Raw genomic sequence first — 19,462 nt, 5'->3', positions numbered from 1 at the left:
TCTTCCTCCTACTGGTCTGTGGCCGAATTACCTTCCTCTTTTTGGTCATGATTCATTTCCAACTTTTTTAATTTAATCTGTTTTTTCCAATCGATTTATAACATGCCTGCTGTTTCTTAACACATTTTAAAAACGCCAAACACAAATTGTGTCCAGCGTACAAGGTATTTACTTTGGTGACCGCTTTTCATGCCACTCCTTATAACCTGTTATGTGTTCATCAAGGAGATTAAGATGAATAATATGATCGTGCAGATTTTCCCAATCATTTATTAAATCTGTTTTGATGCAACAAAAAGCCAGCCTAAATATTAGGCTGGCAATTGGATAAATCGCTTAGACTTTCAATAAAAAGAACGTTGTTCGGTTCTCATCGATATCAAAAAGACGGCTGCTGACGTTATACTCAATTCCATTCAAGAAAACCCCATCACCCGGAATGGGTATGAACGGGACTTGAATCAGTTCAGCTTTGTCCTCATCATTATGGTCATGGTAACGGACAAGGATCGTATGCGATTTGGTCATTACTTTCTCTCCTTTACGATTTGACTGCTCTCTTTCTTCTCGCTCTAATAAGAGTTGATTTACTGATCCCTGTTCGCTTTACAACTTCAGTATAGCTTAATCCCTCATCAAGCATAGACAAAGCATGATCCATCTGTCCTTTTGTGTATTTGTTTGGTCTCCCCTCTTTGAAATTCCCCCGTTGACGTGCATTTAATTTTCCTTCCGCTAAACGCTCAACAATCATATCTCTGTCAAACTCTGCTATAGCGGATAGCATCCGAAGAATTAATCTACCCATAGGAGTATCTTCAACCAGGCCCATATTCAAAATGTGTACCTTGATACCTTTAGCTAGCAACTCCTTTATTAGATTAACTCCATCTTCAGCGGAGCGGGCGAAGCGGTCAAGTTTAGTTACGGTCAAGGTATCTCCTTTTTTAATTTGTGATAGCAGCTTCTGAAACTCTACCCTGTGCGAGCTCATTCCGGTTGCTTTCTCGTTGTAGATGATTTCACAACCCGCATCCTCTAATTGTTGAAGTTGTGATTGCAAGTCTTGACTGACACCTGATACCCTTGCATAACCGTATTTGACCATGATTTGCCCTCCTATTTACGACACCGAGTTATGACACCAATTGATACCCTGATATTACTGCAACCTACAATTGGTGTCAAATCTCTTGATTTATGATACTTGAAAAAATCTTCATCCCCCTTTAGTTTGCTGTAAATCCTCACAAAAAAGCTTCCTTGTTATAGAAGGAAGCTTAAAGCTTAATTTATTAGAATACAATTGCCTAAAAACAAATTAAATGTCTACCAACAAGATATTTAGTTGTTCTATTATCGTTGACAGGTGTTCTTTTATCGTATTACCTCTGATTGATTAGAATAATAAGCCTGACAGATAATTAATCAAAATCGGGAAGATAACAATCACTAGCAAGTTCCAAATAATCGCTTTTCTCTTCTTGCTCTGATTTAGATGATCTAAAGTAGTTTCAAAGTCATTTTTGGGATACAGTTTATACAATTTTCCTAATGAGATATGTGAAAATACTTGCCCTATTATTACTGAAAGCCATACGATTGATAACAAAAATAAAAAGTTATTAAATATATCATCGCTTACTCTCATGAAAACAAATATAAATAGTAATACCCCTAGAGTAACTCCAACAACGTTGTTAATAGTGGTTTGTTTATTATCATTTGAAAACCAAGTATTTTGATTTGGAGTAGTCTCTATTATTTCTTTCAATTGTATAAACTTAGCGTCCACCCAATCTTTATCAATGCTTTTTACAGTATAAGTGCCATAATCGTTTGAAATGTAGAGACTTATTTCTTTATTAACAAAAATATTTTTGACTGTGAAATGAATGACTTTTATCCTTTTGTAATCAGCTTCATTCAAAATAGAGTTGTCAATACCTTCAACAGAAAAACCATCCTCATATTCAACTTTCAAACTAAAGTCAGTGTCATCGTAATTTAAACTTTCATTAGCTTCTATAAAGAATTTAACTAATTTATTTAAATCATTTTGCTTAAATACTTTATAATTAATTTTCCCGGTCTTTCGATTAACATTCGCACTCATATTTCCCCCCCCTTGAAAGCAACCTTGTTTAACCTTTTAATGAATGTCTTTTAATTGGATCATTAAAATATCCTTCTTCATAGCATACTCTTCAACTATAAGAAACGGTGAATCACTCACCTATATCTGAGTGGTATCAGTTTAAATCCACTACATTTTACTCCCAGTTAGTTTTAAAATGACACGCTTTTGCTCCATACTTCTAGTTATTTTCTATGTCTTCCCTTTGAAATAATAACTATACAACTCGCTAGTAGTTCCATTATATCAATTTCTTGCTTCCCTCGACCACCAAATGTAAATTCGCTATGTAAATCCCTCCCATTGAAAAGACGCTGTTTGAACTCCTCCTTACGGTTCATCCTTACCTAAAACCTTACTCAAAGAATCTTTAGACAGCATCAAAACTCTTCATACTCTAAAAGTCAATTCGGTTTGAATCCCCCTTCAGGTCATCACTACTCAAGTGACTCGGATAATGAAAATGGATGTAGCTCCACTTCGTTCCGCTACATCCATTTCTGTTCACGACTTGCATGCAAGTCGTGAACATTGTGGTTGGGCAGATTAATTGTATTTAGAGTTCTTAAAGGATAAAATTCAATTATGCGACATATTTAACCTATTATATTATATAAAAAAACTTGAGATAATGAATTGATTGCGTCGTATAAATATTAAAGGAGAATTAATAATTGTGGCTGATATTACACTAAAAAAAAGAGAAGCAATTGAATATTGTATTGACCGAGGATTTGAAGAAGCCAGAACTCTTTTGGAAACAATAGAAAGAGGACGTTCTTTAGGTGGAAATCAAAATAAAATGCTGTTAGATATGCTAATGACGTTTGCCAAAGTGGAAGTTGTATACCTTTCTCCACGAAAACCTTTGTATGTTTTAAGTGAAATCAAGGATACACCTTCAGAACGAGTTGATAGGCGAAAAGAAAACGGAAAAAAGCCAACTCCTGATGATTTACTGATAGATGAATACATCTTTAAGCGTCTTTTGGAGATGAATGATAGAAACCAACTTGATAATCGTCCTATCTCTTACTGGATAGATATGATTGAACTCTTTGAAGTAAAGTTACCAAGAAAGAAAGTGATTGATTCATTAGATGAACTTCACGAAAAAACAATTGGATATAACTCTACTGAAGAAGCTAAGAGAGCGTACTATGATTTTAAACGTGAAATAAAAGAACGAAACAGAAGTGTGTTTAAAACTGCTCTTAACCGCCTATCCAATAGTGGCAGGATTAAAGTGACCTATTTCGATGTAGCAAGACATATAAACGGCGGTATTATCACCCTTTCTCCATCCAAATTGAGAGCAGTTAAGGAAACTCGTGACAGAGTATTGGCTCAACACGGTTTTAGTTACAACGTTTTTTATCAGATGCAAGCTGGCATAATACCAAGAAGCGATAACCTTCCAACTGTACAGGATGCCCTCGATTCGGCATATGTAAAGGAACATGATATTAAGTATCCATATGAGTCAATTCATGTTGAAATCCTTGATGAAACTGTCTGGCAGGAAGTTAACAAATCAGAAATGATGGATGCATTTAAGAATCGACTTCTTGAATTGTTCAAGAACCGAAAAGATAAAAGTTCATTTGTAAAACAGTTCCGCTACCTCAATACTCTCCATATCCTTAAGAACAAAATGTCAATTCCACAAGATGATTATGAAGCTGAGTTAGAAGAACTCAGTAGGAATCAATATGATTTTTAAAAGACGTGCCTAATGGTACGTCTTTTTAATTTGAAAGTTAAAGGAGAAGAAAAAATGGACATTTATGAAGAGCTGAAAAAACTCCCTTGGAAGAAGCAATTGTATTTTAAATGGCGTTTTGATTTAGAGTATGACCGCAACAAACCAAAACACAGTGAGGAACGACTTTGTGAACTGCTCAGAACTAAGACCCTGAATGAGTATCACAAGTGGGAGAAATCCCCTCAGTTCCTTGCTCTCACAAACCTTGTCCTTGAAACTAAATTTGCTAATGACCTTGAGAAAGCATATCTATCTGTTTCTGAGAAAGCGCAACAGGGTGATGAAAAAGCAATCAAGATGATGTTGGACTTACAGAAACAAATCCGCTCCTATAATGAAGCCAAGCTGAAAGCCCGTCAGAAGCCCTCAGAGGACGAGATTGACTACAGTGACTTGGAGCTTGATTGATTATGGCAAGGACACCTATGACCGCAGAGGACAAGCTGAGGAAGGTTCTAAGGAACTTCCCCTTATTCGCCAAGAACTTCTTACAGATAACAGACAATGAGAACAATGTTATTAAGTTTGAACTCAATGATGCTCAGTTAGAAATTGAAAAGCTGATGAATGACAACCGCTTTGTCATTATCGGCAAAGCACGTCAGAGCGGTATCTCTACCTTTGTACTTGGAAAGGCATTATGGAGAGCATTGACCAAGCCCCATGAGAACATCTTGATTGTTTCTTATAAGGGGGATTCCGCAAAAGCACTCTTTGAGAAGTTGAAAGCCATGAATGACATGATTCCAAGAGATAAATACAAGGGCTTGTTCCCCACTGTCAAAAGAGACAACAGGAGTGAACTATATTTCTCTAATGGCTCAAGGATATCATCAGTCACGGCAGGACATAAATCTATTGGGCGTGGCTCTACATTCACATATATCCATCTATCTGAGTATGCTTTCTATGCTAATCAAGAAACTCAATTGCTATCCGTTGAACAGTCACTTGCCAAAGGCGCAGGAAGTCAGATAACGATTGAGACCACTTCAAACGGGACTAACAATCATTTTTATAGGTTGTACATGCAATCCATGAAGGGCAAATCCAAATACGCTTGCTACTTTGTTCCCTTCTTCCACAAGTTGTACAAGAAGCAGTTCCGCTATGAATATGAGGAAGCTGAGAAATGGTACATTGCAACTCATGGAAAGCGATTAAGCAGTGATGAGTTAGATGAAACAGAACAGGCACTTATTGAGCAAGGCGCAAACCTTAAACAATTGATGTGGCGACTATATAAGATTGCAGACATGGAATCAGAACAACAGTTCATGCAGGAGTACCCTGCTAATCCGCTTGAGAGTTTCATTTCAACAGGGCAATCAGTATTTGAGCAAACCAAAGTGCTTAACCGTATGGCGCACCTGATTGAACCACTTAGCAAAGATGAAGTTGCAGATGTTCTCCCCCCTTCCCTTCTCAAGTATGCTGGCAAAGGGTTAGACATTTTCTATCTGCCTAAACGTGGCGTTAAATATTACGGTGGAGCAGATACATCAAGTGGCTCAGGGAATGATTACAGCACATTATCTATATTCGATTTAGACGGGCAACAGGTGATGAGTTTTTATCACAACAAAGTTCCCGTCTATTTGTTTGCAGAAATTCTGGACTTATTAGGACGTATGTACAACTATGCTTTCCTGACAGTGGAGAGAAACAGCTACGGGCTTCCCGTGATTGAGCGATTGAGGACAGAATATGAGTACATGAACTTGTTCAAACAGAAAACATTTGATGAGCGTGGCAAGAAGAAGCTACAACTTGGTTTTACCACTACGGAAAAGACCAAAGCCATTATGATAAGTGATTTCAAAGAGATGTTTGAGCGTGGACTAATCAATATTGAATGTAAGACAACCCTTCAGCAAATGCAGATGTTTGTTGAGAAGGATGGCAGGATGGGAAACAAACGTGGTCATAGTGATTTGCACCATGACGACAGTGTAATTGCCACTGCTCTGATGGTTCAGGGCATGAAATCAAACAAATGGTATGTAGATTAAGAAAGGACGATTGATTGATGAAGTTACAAGAATACATTTCCTCTAAATATGGGAAGAAGAAAAACGCTTGGTTCATTGAGGAAATCAAGACCATTCCAAATCAACAGCGTATTTCAAATGTGGTTGCCAACAAGGAATATCTTGAGGGCAATCATGACATTCTAAAGCGTCCTAACTATATTCATAATGGACAAGTGGTTGAGCCAAGAAGGATTGTCATTAACCTTGCTAAACAATTGCTCAACTTCCAAAATGCCTATCTCTTAAAGAACAATGTTCAAATGATTGGTAGTGACAAAGTGGTTGGCAAGTTCCTTGATGTGTATTCAAAAGGACGCTTGCATGAGGTGGACAGAAAGATTCTAGACAAGTTACTGAAGTTTGGTCAGTGTGCTGAGTATGTCTATCTGGACAGTGATAGAAAGATTAAATCTAAGGTGCTTGACCCGTCAGAGTATACGCCTATCTTCAATCGGCATAATGAACTGATTGGACTGGTTGAACACTACACTTGGGATGGGATTGATTACTACACTGTTTATCATGATGACCATGTTGAAGAATGGACAAATGAGAAAGGGAAAGTCCGTATGGTTGCTTCCTATGCAAGTTTGACAGGGCTTCCTATTGTCTATGTGGCTGATGATGAATGGAATGGGATTGAGGGGCGTTCCGACCTTGAGGACTGGAAAGGGATTCTGGACAACATGGAGGACTTGATTAGCAAGTACACAGATAGTTTATATACCTTCATGAATCCTATTCCGGTTGTGATTGGTCAGCAACTCAAAGGACAAATGCCAAAGGACGTTGTAGGCGGTGGTATCAATCTTGATGATGGTGCGGATTTCAAGATGGTCAGCAATGAACTTGACCACAAATCCTTTGAGATTCTTTACAAGACACTCAACCAGACATTGCTTGATATTAGCTCCACTCCTGCCGTTAGCATGAACAAGACAGACATTAGCAACCTGAGTGAAGTGTCCATCAAGCTGTTGTTCTCCCTTGCAGATGTGAAAGCAGGATTGAATGCCACTTACCTAAAGCGTGGGTTCTATGAGCGATTGGAGAAGCAACGGACACTTCTCTCCTATCGTGGCATTGAGATGAGTGATGATGAGTTCTACAGTGTGGACTTTGTGTTTAATCCGAACACTCCTGCTAATGAAAAGGAAGTCATTGATAACATCAAGACGCTTAGGGAGATTGGTGGACTAAGTACAGAGACCATGCTTGAGCGGAATCCCTATGTGGAGGATACAGCAAGGGAGCAGGAGCGGTTGATTGAGGAAGGTATAGTTGAGCGGTCAGATATACAGTAATCAAGCTGGCTTGGAAACGGGAAAATATAAGTGAAATCGGGGAAAATAATTGACTGTAAAATATATTTAGGATGCCGAAGAAATAGGGCATGAGAGTGAAAGAGTGTAAATCACGATTTTTTCGCTGTTATATAAGGGTTCTGGCTGATTCAGACGGAAAAAGTGGGGGTGGATTTTCTCAAAAATGTTATATTACAATAATAAATATCAATTTGAGAAATTTTATCCTATCCCCTGCTATTCCTGATAAACACAGTTACAGTGATATAATGTTGATTAAGTCACCATAAATGCTGAAAATAATTGATTAAAACCTCGATTTTATTTCATTATTAGTACGGAGAATATTATAGAACTGAAAATAATCAGTAATCCAAGCCAAGTTAATATCAAAGTCCGTACAATGCTCTCTAATCATCCTTAAATATACGGGTTAATTCAGTCCTGAAGTGTACTAAACCGCCTGTTTAGTGTACTTACAGGGCTATTTATCGTGATGTGAGCAATAAAGGCGATACCCCTAACACGGAAAAATTGCGCCCACCTAACCACTTTTCTCACGCACATAAAAAACGTCCATCCTTAGATGAACGCCTAAATATCACCTTTAATGTCTAGGTGTTTTTTATAATCCTCTTTGATTAATTTTATTATCTCGTCATAGAAAGCATAAAGAAAATCTATTATCTCTTGAGAATCATCAACTTCCTCATACACCTTCTCATAGTAATCAATTTTGAGAACGTTCGTGGTTATCTTGCTATCAAATAGATGGAGATTATTAAAGAGAATTCCCCTTATTTCATCATGATAAATTGAACTGCTAAAACCCTTCTCTTGAGTTTCATGTATAGGAACCTCTAATGGTGATTTCTCCCCATCAAGAAAAAGAATTTTATTGTAAGCAATATGCTTATTCCGTAAATCAGTTTCTTTTTTTGTTCTTTTATCAGTCAGTATTTGTGTAAAAAATGGAATGAAACCACCAACCACAACACCAAGCAAACCAATCAGAACTTGTTGCCATCCCTCAGCCATTTTGTTGCCACCTTTATATTTTCTACTAAATCCAAGATAGCATTAGGAAATAAAACCGGCAATGTGAACTTTAATCCGTATGTTTCAAACTACAACCACTTACCTGAAATTAACCAAATTCCTTATGTAATATCCAATTCTTGCATTTCATATGGTAAGATTTAACCAAATAACCGATAGGAGAAGATATATGGGCTATGGATACGGTTGTGCCTTTCAGATTATTGGCGTTTTAATCTTTTTCGGTGTGCATGACAAGTCGGAACTTTGGGCGTGGTTAGGGCTTGCGGTTTTTGGGATTGGGGGTACTATTTATGGCATTGTGCAAAATGCAAAAATGAACGATGACCTCAGAGTCGAAATCCTAAAAAAGATGGACAATGTAAATCCAGAGGACTTTACGATTTCAAAATTCATTGTTGCTAACGATTTCGAATCTAAAATTGCCATTGACGAAGAAAATAAGAAGGTATGTATTTGGATAAACCAGACACCAAACGGAGCTAAACTCACATCGAATAGTAACTATGACTTCACGACTAAGATATTTGACTTCTCGGACATTCTTTCCGTTGAAGTAATAAAAGATGGAGTTTCCATTACCAACACTTCAAGACGCTCTCAACTAGGTGGAGCATTAGTTGGTGGGGCATTAGCAGGTGGAGTTGGCGCTGTAATTGGTGGTTTGTCCGGTAAACAAACTACAACTGAAGAAACAACATCAATTAACCTTGCTATTACCGTTAATGACTTAGAGAATCCTTATTACTTGATTAACTTCTACGCAGGAAAATCTATAGAACTACAAACCACGCACCCTACAGATGCTATGAATGATTGTAAAACGTGGTTCGGCATTCTAAGCTATGTAATTAAAGAAATGGATAAAAAAGATGAACCTATTACTGAGGTAGAAGATAATAAAACCGAACCAACAACAGATACCGCTCAAAAATCTTTGGCTGATGAACTGATTGAACTTAACAAGTTAAAAGAGATGGGTATTCTAACAGACGAAGAATTTAACGAACAGAAAACCAAAATTCTCAATCGTTAATTTATCTCTATAACCTTCCAGAATCGCTTTACAGCGGTTCTTTTTCTTTTGCCCATAAACCTCAAAACGAAAGGATGAAGCACATGACAACCAATCTACAACGCCTACAGATAGAGACATTATGATCTTTCCGACCATTTGAAACTAATACACCGTTAATAAATTTATTGAATGTTGACTTTGCATTTGATTATAATTAGGTGGCAGACGGACGACCCTTTTGGTAGATGTCAGACTAGCCGTTAAAAACAGGACATATAACTCTCATAGCATCGCATTAAATCAACGTTTGACTATACGGAGCTTTTTATTACAGCCTCCTAAGCTGTAGGTCGGGAGTTCGAATCTCCCCTGGGACGCTAAGCGAAAGGCGCCGATCCAATTGGATCGGCGCCTTTTCCGTTTATTTATCAGGAACAATGCTGGTCATAATTCTGGTATCTGTTAAGCAGGTTATCCAGCGTCTGGCTGCATTTGACAGTTTTCGGGTGAGTCAGTCCGTGCTGGCGGGCTTTCCAGTACATAAGCATTCTCCTGCAGAAAATCCGATTTTTCAAAATCTTCTTCGACATATCCATGTCCATTTTGCCTCCGTGTTTGTATGATTATGATGGTTTAAAGCAACTTGTTCATCATACCGCGCGAATCATGCAAGGTTTGTCGAAAAACAGCAGGATTCTGAAATTCGTTAAATGTTCACATTTGCCTAGTCTAAACAACCATCCCTTCATAAAAAAACAAAGCCGAATCAGGACTTAATGCCTGTTTCGACTTTGTATAATAATGAAGGACTTATTGTGAAGTCTGAAATTCAGTCTATTATTGGGCGTCTGGGAAGGCCCTTCTGACCAGATCTCCAAATTCATCGATGAATCCTTCAACCGGATCGCCTTGGTCTAATCTTTCCCCGTAGTCCCGGAACTGCTTGGCGAAGTCCGGATTTGCCGAAACATATACATTGTCGACATCCGGTTTTGCGGCTTTCACTTCATCACTGATCTTTGTCTTCAGTTCATCAGTTTCCTCAGTACCTTCGGCAAGTTCAACTGCCACGTAGGCATTTTCATCTGATAAGAAGACGGTTGCACTTTCCACGCCCTCCACCGTGGATACTCGGTCAGCCGTTTCCTTGTCTCGCTTGAGATTGCTCATGTCGCCTTCTCCAGAATCGTTGCCGTTTTGTCCGCCATTGTTTTCCCCGTTCTCATCCATCGCTCCGTTGTCCGGGTTGCTGCCGTTCTGGTCAGGGTTTGTATCGGTTCCGACATCATTTTCCTCATGTCCGTTTGAAGACATCGACGGATCATCGCTGTTTCCGCCACAGGCCGCAAGCCCAAGCACAAGTACCATTGAAGCCATGCTGAACAGAAGTTTGTTCATATTTCATCCTCCTTTCCTTTCTGCCTATTATGATGGCTCCGTTGGAAATGATTATGTAAGGGAATTGTTGCCGGCCGTCTAAAAATGATGTAAGCGTTTAAATCGATTTTAACTTTTGCAAATCGTCTTGAAATTAATTATTCATGGCGTATAATTCATAATATTATTCATCTTTGGCAATCTGCAACGAGAAAAGGAGTGGAGTATGTTGGCTGTGAATTCAATTGGTAATTTGTTGGAAGAACTCAGGGAACTGCTTGGAGAGGAAAAAGCGACGGTCAATGATACGGTCCGTGACCTTCACGGAAGGGACGAATCCTATCATGCGGTACGGCCGTCTGATCTGGTTGTTTTTCCGGAGTCGACGGAAGAAGTGGCAGCCGTCGTAAAGTCAGCGGCACGGCACCGGATACCCATTGTTCCATTCGGTCTTGGTTCGAGTTTGGAGGGACATGTCATCCCATATGATGGCGGGATCACCATCGACTTTTCGCTGATGAACAAAATTCTCGAAATCCGTGAAGACGATTTTCTTGTGCGGGTCCAGCCGGGTGTGACACGAACCCAGCTAAACAAAGAATTAAAGAAATATGGCCTCTTTTTCTCCGTCGATCCCGGCGCAGACGCCACGCTGGGAGGCATGGCAGCCACAAATGCGAGCGGAACCACCACAGTCAAATACGGGGTCATGCGGGATCAGGTAAGGGATCTGGAAGTTGTACTGGCTGATGGAACGGTCATTCACACGGGCAGCCTTGCTGCAAAATCAGCATCCGGCCTTCACTTAAACGGCTTATTTGTCGGATCGGAAGGCACGCTCGGCTGCTTCACAGAACTGACATTGCGCGTTTATGGCATCCCTGAACAGATCGCAGCGGCAAGGGCCTCCTTCCCAACTATCGACGCGGCTGTAACTGCAGTTGTGTCAATCCAGCAGGCCGGGATTCCAATTTCACGCGTAGAACTTGTCGACGAGCCGTCGATGCAGCAGGTCAACCGTCATGCCGGTACCGGCTATCCGGTGAAGCCGACCCTATTCCTCGAGTTCAGCGGCAACGAGGCGGGGCTCCGCCAGGACATCGAGTTTACAGAAGAAATTGTCTCGGACCTCGGCTGCGACAACCTGGAGTTCGAGATGGACCAGGAAGGCATGAACCGGCTGTGGGAAGCACGCCACCACCTCGCCTACTCCTATATCCACAGCCATCCCGGACGTAAAATGATGGTCACCGACGTCTGTGTTCCGATTTCAGAACTTGCCGGGGCGGTGCACCATGCCCGTGAAACCGTGGACAACATGGGCCTGATCGGCGGCATTACCGGCCATGTGGGTGACGGCAACTTCCACATCATCCTCATGATCGACATGAACAACCCTGATGAAGTCCGCAAGTCAGATGAGCTGAATGAAGCTATTGTCAGCTACGCCCTCGACCGTAGCGGCACCTGCACCGGTGAGCATGGAGTCGGCGTCGGTAAATTGAAATACCAGGCCCGTGAGCACGGTGCCGCTCTCGGAGTCATGGAAACGATCAAGCGGGCACTTGATCCGGAAAACCTGATGAACCCCGGAAAGCTGTTCAATCCGCCGAAGGAGGAAAATTAAATGAAAGTACTTGAATCAATCAGTTCATTTGCCGGCCGGAATTTTGCGATTTTCGTGATTGCCGCGGCTATCATTGCATACCTCGTTCCGGATCCGTTCCTTCCACTTGGAGCCTTTATCACGATCCTTCTCGGGATTGTTATGTTCGGAATGGGACTTACCCTAAAGCCTGTCGACTTTAAACTTGTTTTCACAAATCCGATTCCTGTAATCGCCGGCGTACTGCTCCAGTATACGGTCATGCCGCTTACGGCATTTGCCATTGCGACACTGCTGCAGCTGCCGGCCGAACTGGCAGCAGGCCTCGTTCTTCTAGGTTGCGTGCCTGGAGGAACTGCATCCAATGTCATGGTTTATCTTGCAAGGGGCAACGTGGCACTTTCTGTCGCGATGACCTCGTTCTCGACTCTTCTGGCACCAATCGCGACACCTGCCATCCTATTGCTGCTGGCCGGCCAATGGCTCCCCGTAGATGCCAGATCAATGTTTATGTCGATCGTGCAAGTGATCATCCTTCCGATTGCTCTCGGCTTGCTGGTCCAGCGATTTCTTCCGCGGCTTGTACAGAAAAGTGTCGCGGTCGTTCCGCTTATCTCGGTTATCGCCATCCTTATTATCGTCATGGCGGTTACTGCGGCCAATGCCGGTAATGTTGCTTCTGCCGGGTTCATCGTTTTCATTGCGGTCTTCCTTCATAACGGAGCCGGCCTGCTGTTTGGTTACTTCTTGGCCAAGGCATTCAGATTGAACGAAACCGACTGCCGGGCTATCTCCCTGGAGGTGGGCATGCAGAACTCGGGTCTTGGTGTTGCTCTTGCGACGGCACACTTCAGCCCGCTCGCAGCGCTTCCAAGTGTTTGGGGTGCCATCTGGCACAATATTTCAGGTCCGATTCTGGCCACTGTCTGGTCCAAGCGTTCAACTAACCAAACAGACAACGAGACTGTTGCTCCCGTTAAAAACGCAGTTGCCAAATAAGGCGCCATCAACAAAAATAACCTCTGCCCTAACCGGCAGAGGTTATTTTTTAATCCATCATTTCGGCGAGCAGCTCATAGGAATGGATCCGCTTATCGATGTCGTACGCGACGGTATTGACGATCAGTTCATCTGCTTGTGTCTCATCGATCAGACGGAGCAGCCCTTCCCGTACTTTTTCCTTAGTTCCAAACAGCGTGGTTCTTGGATCGAGTGTCTGCATAACGTATTGGCGTTCATACGGAGTCCACAGTGCCTCAATATCCTCGACCGGCGGCTGCATCTTGCCGCGGCTGTTCCTGATGATCGAAAGGAACTGCTGCATATGGGTCGTGATCAGGTATTCCGCTTCTTCCTGAGTATCGGCAATCAGTACATTGACTCCCGGCATGGCGTGAGGCTCTTCCATTTTATCGGTAGGTTCGAAACCATTCCTGTACAGTTCAAGCGCAGCATCCATATAGCCGGGCGCAAAGTGGCTGGCAAACGAAAACGGGAGTCCCTTTCTTGCAGCAAGCTGCGCGCTGAATCCGCTTGAACCGAGTAGCCAGATAGGAATATCCTGGCCATCACCCGGAAATGCTCGAACAGGCAAGTCCTCCCCGCCCTCGAAATAGGTCTCCAGTTCCTGTACATCCCGCGGGAACTCGTCCGGCCCGCCTTTTAAATTCCGGCGGAGCGCCCACATCGTCTGCTGGTCAGTCCCGGGCGCGCGGCCAAGTCCGAGATCAATCCGGCCGGGATACATCGCATCCAGCGTGCCGAACTGCTCCGCGATGATGAGTGGTGCGTGGTTCGGCAGCATAACCCCGCCGGAACCTACACGGATCTCCTTCGACTCTGATGCAAGGCGGCCGATCAGAACGGCCGTAGCAGAGCTCGCAATACCTTCGAAGTTATGGTGTTCGGCAAGCCAGTAACGGTTATAGCCGAGCTCATCGGCACGGCGGATCAGCTTTGCGCTGTTTTGGATGGCATCAGCCGGCGTATCCTCTTCCCTGACCTGTACAAGATCGAGGACGGACAGCGGAATTCCTTCAAATTTCTTCGCATTTTCTCGGATCAATTCCAATCGGATCACTCCTTCTCTCTAAACATGATACCGCCATCACATGCCGCCTGACCAAGAAACTGCTTGCCTTACGAATAATAGTATTATGTAAACAAACCTCCTTCCGATTCCGGAAGGAGGTTTAAAATTTTCTATAAAGCCCGCCTTGTCACCTTTTTTCCATCACATGAAAAGCAAATCTTTCTGCCCTCCACGATCGTCTCCAGATGGACGGTCCGGCTCCAAAGATGATGGAGATGCGGCAGAACTTGCTCGAGATAAGGCAAATCAAGTTCCGTGCCTTCGTACTGATGTACCAGATACAGTTCACCGTTGCGCAAATAATCGCCGTCTTCCACGACCAGATAAGGGAATCCGCCGTTCACCCGGGATGAAATGAGGCGGTCTCGCACTTTTTCAAAGTCCTTTTCTGTGATCTTGTACTCGTGACCGCGTTTGCCGAACAGGTAGAGATCTTCCTGTTCTGCGAGTTCTTTTGTCAGATAGTTACGGATAAAGGAAGTATCCGATTCGATTTCCCGTACTTCAAAAATCTTTTCCCTGCCGCTGCCCGGCTCGACTCCCCGTTTCTTCATGTTTTCATCCGGGTGGTCATAGCGGCGTTCAATGTCTTCAAATATCCGAAGGCCGAGCGTATACGGATTGATCGAGGTTGCCGAAGGCTGGATCACGCCCGCATTCAGCTTGGAGAACTCGATCGTCTCGGCCGGTGTGAGGTCAAGCTCCCGCATGATCCGCTGGTGCCAGAAGGTCGCCCAGCCCTCATTCATGATCTTGGTTTCCAGCTGAGGCCAGAAGTAAAGCATCTCTTCACGCATCATCGTCAGGATGTCACGTTGCCAGCCGTCAAGTTCGCGGCTGTGTTCCTGGACAAAGTAAAGAATGTCCTTTTCCGGGTTTTCAGGAACCTTCTTTCTGGATGGTGTCTGTGGACGTGAATCCTTGCCCGAAGGCCGGTCCAGGGCCCAGAGGTCATCATATGGTGTTGTCCGGACCGCAGGCGCTTCGGCCTGCTCCCCATCATCTTTGACGATGATCAGCGAAGGGTCCACATGTTCCTGTACCGCCAGCACAGCATCCAGGAAACGCTCGACACGTTCCTTCCCATGAAGGATTTCATACTCTGCAATTCTCTCGGCGGTGGCAGACATACTTTCTACCATATCCCCGCGGGTATTCGCAAAACGACCGTTGTTCTTGAAGAAGTCACTGTGGGCCAGGACGTGGGCCACAATCAGTTTGTTTTGGATCAGTGAATTCGAGTCAAGGAGAAATGCGAAGCACGGATCCGAGTTAATGACCAGTTCATAAATCTTGCTTAGGCCAAGATCATATTGCAGCTTCATTTTGTGAAACTGTTTGCCGAAACTCCAGTGGCTGAACCGGGTCGGCATCCCATATGCGCCAAATGTATAAATGATGTCCGCCGGGCAGATTTCATAGCGCATTGAGTAAAAGTCGAGACCGAACCCTTCTGCCACCTCGGTAATTTCGGCGATTGCGCGTTCCAGCGCTTTTGCATCAGTCACGATCCGACCGCCTCCCCTTTCCGGAAGAAGCTTTTCAGGGCATGGTAGACGTCTGCCTTTTCTTTCAGCACATAATGCCGGAACTTCGGATCATCCACGGTCCTCAGGGCCGTAAGCATCGTTGAGTAGCGGCTGTGCTCATTCACTTCCCCGTAACCGAACATGCGTGAGACTTCAAGCAGTTCCGCGACCAGCCGGAGCACTTCCTTGTTGTCCGAGGTCATGTTCTCCCCGTCTGAGAAATGAAACGGATAGATGTTGTAGCGTGCCGGGCTATACTTTTCACTGATGAGTTCCATCGCCAACCGGTAGGCGGAAGAGCACCGTGTGCCGCCGCTTTCCGCTTTGGTGAAGAACTCTTCCTCCGTGACCACCTTGGCATCTGTCTGGTGGGAGATGAATTCGATCTCGACGGAGCTGTACCTTGTCCGGAGAAAGCGGGTCAGCCAAAAAAAGAAACTTCTAGCCATATACTTCTCGAAAGCGCCCATCGAGGCACTCGTATCCATCATGGCGATCACGACCGCCCGCGACTCCGGACGTTTTTCCTCTTCCCATGTTTTGAACCTCAGGTCATCATCCAGGATTGGCATAATTCCCCGGCGTCCTTCCATGGCATTCCGTTTAAGGGCTGAAACGATGGTCCGCTTTTTGTCGATGTTGCCGATAAGCCCTTTTTTCCGGATATCATTGAAAGTGATTCGGTCAGTGATAATGTCCGCCTGTTCCTTCCGCGCCAGGTTCGGAAGCTCCATCTCCGCAAACAGCGCTTCTTCAAGCTCCGCTACAGACACTTCAGCTTCGTAGACATCTTCCCCCGGAGCGTCCCCCGCTTCTTTGCCTTTGCCTTGGCCCGGACGACTGCTTCCATCTTTCGCAACGACGTCCCCGACTTTGCTGTCTCCCTTTCCCTGCCCGACATGTTCCGACTTGGAATGGTTATATCGGATTTTATATTCATCGAGCGAGCGGATCGGGATTTTCACTACTTTCCGCCCATCCGACATCACAATATTCTCTTCACTGATCAGATCCGGCAAGTTTTCCCGGATCGCCTTTTTAACCTTGTCCATGTGACGTTTCTGGTCCTCGTGGCCTTTCCGGTGGAGGCTCCAGTCTTCTTGAGATACGACAAACCGGCCAAATTCCTTCATGCTCCACCCGCCTCTCCTCTTCTTGAGTTTCCATTATCATATGCATGGAGGGGCAGACGCTTGACAAGGTTCTGAATTATGAAAGAAATATATGATAGAAACAAATTGATGAGCTGCAAGTCATTTGCCGTTTCTCCTGTTTCATCCAGAGTGCTGTCAATCAGAACAAATCCGCCTTCTCAGGAAGGCGGATCAAAATCCCTTATCTGTTCAGCAGGCTTCCGACATATCGGAGCAGGTCGTTCGCGGAAGTGCTGTTGTATCCGTGTTCGTCCACGAGACGCGCAACGACTTCGTTGACTTTCTTAAGTTGCGATTCATCGGGAGTTGCTGAAGAAGTGGTAATCTTTACAACATCCTTCAAGTCTGCGAAAAGCTTTTTCTGAATGGCTTCGCGCAGGCGGTCATGGGAGTTGTAATCGAACCGCTTGCCTTTTCTTGCGTAGGCGGAGATACGGATGAGGATCTCTTCACGGAACGCTTTTTTTGCATTTTCGGATATGCCGATCTGCTCTTCGATGGAACGCATCAGCTTCTCATCCGGCGGCAGCTCCTCGCCTGTAAGCGGGTCGCGCAGCTTGTTTTTATTGCAGAACGCTTCGACATGATCCAGGTAATTGTCCATTAGCGTCTTCGCAGATTCCTCATACGAGTAGACAAATGCCTTCTGGACTTCTTTTTTCGCAATATCGTCATATTCCCTGCGGGCGATGCCGATATACTCCATGTACCGGGTCCGATCTTCATCACTGATCGAGGCGTGATCAGTCAGCCCGTCCTTGAGCGCACGCAGCACATCAAGCGCATTGATCGCAGGTACCTCTTTCCGGATAATGGCGGACGAGATCCGGTTGATGACATACCGCGGATCGATTCCGCTCATTCCTTCGTCCGCAAACTCTTTTTTCAGTTCGTTCACATCGACTGCGCTAAAGCCTTCGACATTTTCCCCGTCATAGAGACGCATCTTCTTCACGATGTCGGCACCCTGTTTCCTGGACGGCTTGAGCCGTGTTAGCACAGAGAAGATGGCCGCGACCCGGAGTGCATGAGGCGCGATATGCACATGCGACATATCACTGTCCGAGATCATCTTCCGGTAGATCCGCTCTTCCTCCGACACCTTCAGGTTGTACGGCACCGGCATGACGATAATCCGGGAGTGCAGCGCTTCGTTTTTCTTGTCTGCGATAAACGAACGGTATTCGGTCTCGTTCGTATGGGCCACTATCAGCTCGTCGGCGCTGATGAGCGCAAACCGGCCCGCTTTGAAGTTTCCTTCCTGGGTGAGGGAAAGCAGATGCCATAGGAATTTCTCATCCAGCTTCAGCATCTCCTGGAACTCCATCAGCCCGCGGTTCGCCTTGTTGAGTTCTCCGTCGAATCGGTACGCGCGCGGATCCGATTCCGATCCGAACTCCGCAATGGTCGAGAAGTCAATGCTTCCGGTCAGGTCCGCGATATCCTGTGATTTCGGATCTGACGGTGTGAACGTACCGACACCGATCCTTTTATCCTCCGACAGGAAGATGCGTTCGACCGGCATGTCTTCGATCCTGCCCCCGTACTCCTGCTCGAGCCTCATCGCATTCAGAGGTGAGAGCGCACCCTCGATCCGGATGCCGTAAGATCGCCTGAAATCCTCGCGCAAATGCAGCGGGATCAGGTGAAGCGGGTCTTCATGCATCGGGCATCCCTTGATGGCATATACGGCCCCTTCATCTGTCCGGGAATAGGCCTCGAGTCCCCGTTTCAGAAGCGTCACGATCGTCGACTTCCCGCCGCTGACCGGACCCATCAGAAGCAAGATCCGTTTGCGCACATCCAGCCGCTTTGCCGCAGGGTGGAAATATTCTTCAACGAGCCGCTCGACCGCTTCCTCCAGTCCAAAAATCTCTTCACCGAAAAAGCCGTATCTGCGGGTTCCATCAACCTCCGTGATGCCATGGCTCCTGATCATATTGTAAACACGCGAATGTGCATTCTGCGCAACTTCCGGCCGCTGTTTTAAGATCTCCAGATAATCCGCGAATGTCCCTTCCCACTTTAGACGGTCTTCTTCTTCACGATGCCGTTTTACCTTCTCCAGGATGTCCAACTGATCGCCTCCAGTCAGTGCTTCATTTCTACAACGTATGCGACGGACGGGCAGTTGATACGGAGAAGTGAGCGGGTGTGCTGAGGGCGTGTGATGGCTCGGCTGAAAGCCTCGCTGCCGCGGATCTGTCTTTCAAGATTTCTTTTCTGAAAAACTTCTCGCTCTGAGGGTTCCATTTGGAGCAGCGAGACCTCATCTGGAGTATAACTGAAAGGTAGTGAGTCAATAGCGGCGGGTTGTAACTCATGGGGGGTGAGGTAGTGATTCAAGGGGGGCTTGGTGGGAACTGGGTCACCGGTTGGTAGGATTTT

17 protein-coding genes are annotated in these 19,462 nt (G+C 44.7%); 7 read left to right on the top strand and 10 right to left on the bottom strand.

The genetic code is table 11. From position 1 onward, the window contains the following. Positions 1–336: 336 nt before the first annotated feature. The 3 genes from AC6CHQ_RS14180 to AC6CHQ_RS14170 form a co-directional block, all read right to left on the bottom strand. Positions 337–528 (bottom strand): hypothetical protein, encoded by a 192-nt coding sequence (locus AC6CHQ_RS14180; RefSeq protein ID WP_498081873.1) that lies wholly within the window; start codon positions 526–528, stop codon positions 337–339. A gap of 13 nt (positions 529–541) precedes the next feature. After that, entirely contained in the window at positions 542–1,108 is a 567-nt protein-coding gene (locus AC6CHQ_RS14175; protein WP_498081872.1) for a recombinase family protein, read from the bottom strand. A 291-nt stretch (positions 1,109–1,399) separates the two neighbouring features. Then, positions 1,400–2,116, bottom strand: coding sequence for a hypothetical protein (locus AC6CHQ_RS14170; protein WP_498081871.1), 717 nt, complete (start codon positions 2,114–2,116; stop codon positions 1,400–1,402). 697 nt (positions 2,117–2,813) lie between these two features. Between AC6CHQ_RS14170 and AC6CHQ_RS14165 the strand changes: the two genes are divergently transcribed. From AC6CHQ_RS14165 to AC6CHQ_RS14150, 4 genes are read left to right on the top strand one after another with little or no spacing between them, the layout of a single operon-like run. After that, positions 2,814–3,860 carry a hypothetical protein gene (locus tag AC6CHQ_RS14165; protein ID WP_498081870.1) on the top strand — a complete coding sequence of 349 codons (1,047 nt, stop codon included), beginning with the start codon at positions 2,814–2,816 and terminating at the stop codon, positions 3,858–3,860. Between the two features lie 54 nt (positions 3,861–3,914). After that, positions 3,915–4,310: a hypothetical protein gene (locus AC6CHQ_RS14160; protein ID WP_498081869.1), complete on the top strand. Its 396-nt coding sequence runs from the start codon at positions 3,915–3,917 to the stop codon at positions 4,308–4,310. Positions 4,311–4,312: 2 nt separating this feature from the next. Continuing rightward, positions 4,313–5,914, top strand: a complete 1,602-nt coding sequence (locus tag AC6CHQ_RS14155) for a phage terminase large subunit family protein (RefSeq protein ID WP_498081868.1) — start codon at positions 4,313–4,315, stop codon at positions 5,912–5,914. A 17-nt stretch (positions 5,915–5,931) separates the two neighbouring features. Next, entirely contained in the window at positions 5,932–7,239 is a 1,308-nt protein-coding gene (locus AC6CHQ_RS14150; protein ID WP_498081867.1) for a phage portal protein, read from the top strand. A gap of 594 nt (positions 7,240–7,833) precedes the next feature. On the opposite strand, the gene AC6CHQ_RS14145 is transcribed toward AC6CHQ_RS14150, so the two are convergent. Continuing rightward, on the bottom strand, positions 7,834–8,277 hold the full coding sequence (locus tag AC6CHQ_RS14145) for a hypothetical protein (protein WP_498081866.1): 444 nt from the start codon (positions 8,275–8,277) through the stop codon (positions 7,834–7,836). Between the two features lie 190 nt (positions 8,278–8,467). Between AC6CHQ_RS14145 and AC6CHQ_RS14140 the strand changes: the two genes are divergently transcribed. Next, positions 8,468–9,334, top strand: a complete 867-nt coding sequence (locus AC6CHQ_RS14140) for an SHOCT domain-containing protein (RefSeq protein WP_498081865.1) — start codon at positions 8,468–8,470, stop codon at positions 9,332–9,334. A gap of 410 nt (positions 9,335–9,744) precedes the next feature. Here AC6CHQ_RS14140 and AC6CHQ_RS14135 read toward each other — a convergent pair whose 3' ends face one another. Both AC6CHQ_RS14135 and AC6CHQ_RS14130 read right to left on the bottom strand, forming a co-directional pair. Further along, positions 9,745–9,864: an aspartyl-phosphate phosphatase Spo0E family protein gene (locus tag AC6CHQ_RS14135; protein ID WP_498081879.1), complete on the bottom strand. Its 120-nt coding sequence runs from the start codon at positions 9,862–9,864 to the stop codon at positions 9,745–9,747. Between the two features lie 289 nt (positions 9,865–10,153). Further along, entirely contained in the window at positions 10,154–10,714 is a 561-nt protein-coding gene (locus AC6CHQ_RS14130; protein WP_251240402.1) for a YhcN/YlaJ family sporulation lipoprotein, read from the bottom strand. A gap of 208 nt (positions 10,715–10,922) precedes the next feature. Between AC6CHQ_RS14130 and AC6CHQ_RS14125 the strand changes: the two genes are divergently transcribed. Together AC6CHQ_RS14125 and AC6CHQ_RS14120 are read left to right on the top strand one after the other, a co-directional pair. After that, positions 10,923–12,320 (top strand): FAD-binding oxidoreductase, encoded by a 1,398-nt coding sequence (locus AC6CHQ_RS14125; RefSeq protein WP_498081864.1) that lies wholly within the window; start codon positions 10,923–10,925, stop codon positions 12,318–12,320. Then, the gene (locus AC6CHQ_RS14120; protein WP_498081863.1) at positions 12,321–13,298 is read left to right on the top strand and encodes a bile acid:sodium symporter family protein; all 978 of its coding nucleotides are present in this window, start codon (positions 12,321–12,323) and stop codon (positions 13,296–13,298) included. It abuts the gene before it with no gap. Positions 13,299–13,347: 49 nt separating this feature from the next. Here the strand turns inward: AC6CHQ_RS14120 and AC6CHQ_RS14115 are convergent, their stop codons facing one another. From AC6CHQ_RS14115 to AC6CHQ_RS14100, 4 genes are all read right to left on the bottom strand, one after another. Next, positions 13,348–14,370 (bottom strand): LLM class flavin-dependent oxidoreductase, encoded by a 1,023-nt coding sequence (locus tag AC6CHQ_RS14115; protein ID WP_498081862.1) that lies wholly within the window; start codon positions 14,368–14,370, stop codon positions 13,348–13,350. A 131-nt stretch (positions 14,371–14,501) separates the two neighbouring features. Continuing rightward, on the bottom strand, positions 14,502–15,899 hold the full coding sequence (locus AC6CHQ_RS14110) for a SpoVR family protein (RefSeq protein ID WP_251240406.1): 1,398 nt from the start codon (positions 15,897–15,899) through the stop codon (positions 14,502–14,504). After that, the gene (gene yhbH / locus AC6CHQ_RS14105; protein ID WP_498081861.1) at positions 15,896–17,053 is read right to left on the bottom strand and encodes a sporulation protein YhbH; all 1,158 of its coding nucleotides are present in this window, start codon (positions 17,051–17,053) and stop codon (positions 15,896–15,898) included. The genes AC6CHQ_RS14110 and yhbH overlap by 4 nt, the downstream gene beginning before the upstream one ends. Before the next feature lie 202 nt (positions 17,054–17,255). Continuing rightward, positions 17,256–19,151, bottom strand: a complete 1,896-nt coding sequence (locus tag AC6CHQ_RS14100) for a PrkA family serine protein kinase (protein WP_498081860.1) — start codon at positions 19,149–19,151, stop codon at positions 17,256–17,258. Positions 19,152–19,462: the final 311 nt, after the last annotated feature.

This window comes from Bhargavaea sp. GQ12 (assembly GCF_059758705.1).
Note: the sequence above shows the minus strand (reverse complement) of the source record. Positions and strands in the feature narration are given on the sequence as shown.

Bases quoted from the DNA above. Each gene is read 5' to 3' on its own strand.
- AC6CHQ_RS14130 (WP_251240402.1), bottom strand. From the start codon at position 10,714: ATGAACAAACTTCTGTTCAGCATGGCTTCAATGGTACTTGTGCTTGGG.
- AC6CHQ_RS14145 (WP_498081866.1), bottom strand. From the start codon at position 8,277: ATGGCTGAGGGATGGCAACAAGTTCTGATTGGTTTGCTTGGTGTTGTG.
- AC6CHQ_RS14170 (WP_498081871.1), bottom strand. From the start codon at position 2,116: ATGAGTGCGAATGTTAATCGAAAGACCGGGAAAATTAATTATAAAGTA.
- AC6CHQ_RS14120 (WP_498081863.1), top strand. From the start codon at position 12,321: ATGAAAGTACTTGAATCAATCAGTTCATTTGCCGGCCGGAATTTTGCG.
- yhbH (WP_498081861.1), bottom strand. From the start codon at position 17,053: ATGAAGGAATTTGGCCGGTTTGTCGTATCTCAAGAAGACTGGAGCCTC.
- AC6CHQ_RS14135 (WP_498081879.1), bottom strand. From the start codon at position 9,864: ATGCTTATGTACTGGAAAGCCCGCCAGCACGGACTGACTCACCCGAAA.
- AC6CHQ_RS14180 (WP_498081873.1), bottom strand. From the start codon at position 528: ATGACCAAATCGCATACGATCCTTGTCCGTTACCATGACCATAATGAT.
- AC6CHQ_RS14155 (WP_498081868.1), top strand. From the start codon at position 4,313: ATGGCAAGGACACCTATGACCGCAGAGGACAAGCTGAGGAAGGTTCTA.
- AC6CHQ_RS14150 (WP_498081867.1), top strand. From the start codon at position 5,932: ATGAAGTTACAAGAATACATTTCCTCTAAATATGGGAAGAAGAAAAAC.
- AC6CHQ_RS14160 (WP_498081869.1), top strand. From the start codon at position 3,915: ATGGACATTTATGAAGAGCTGAAAAAACTCCCTTGGAAGAAGCAATTG.
- AC6CHQ_RS14140 (WP_498081865.1), top strand. From the start codon at position 8,468: ATGGGCTATGGATACGGTTGTGCCTTTCAGATTATTGGCGTTTTAATC.
- AC6CHQ_RS14175 (WP_498081872.1), bottom strand. From the start codon at position 1,108: ATGGTCAAATACGGTTATGCAAGGGTATCAGGTGTCAGTCAAGACTTG.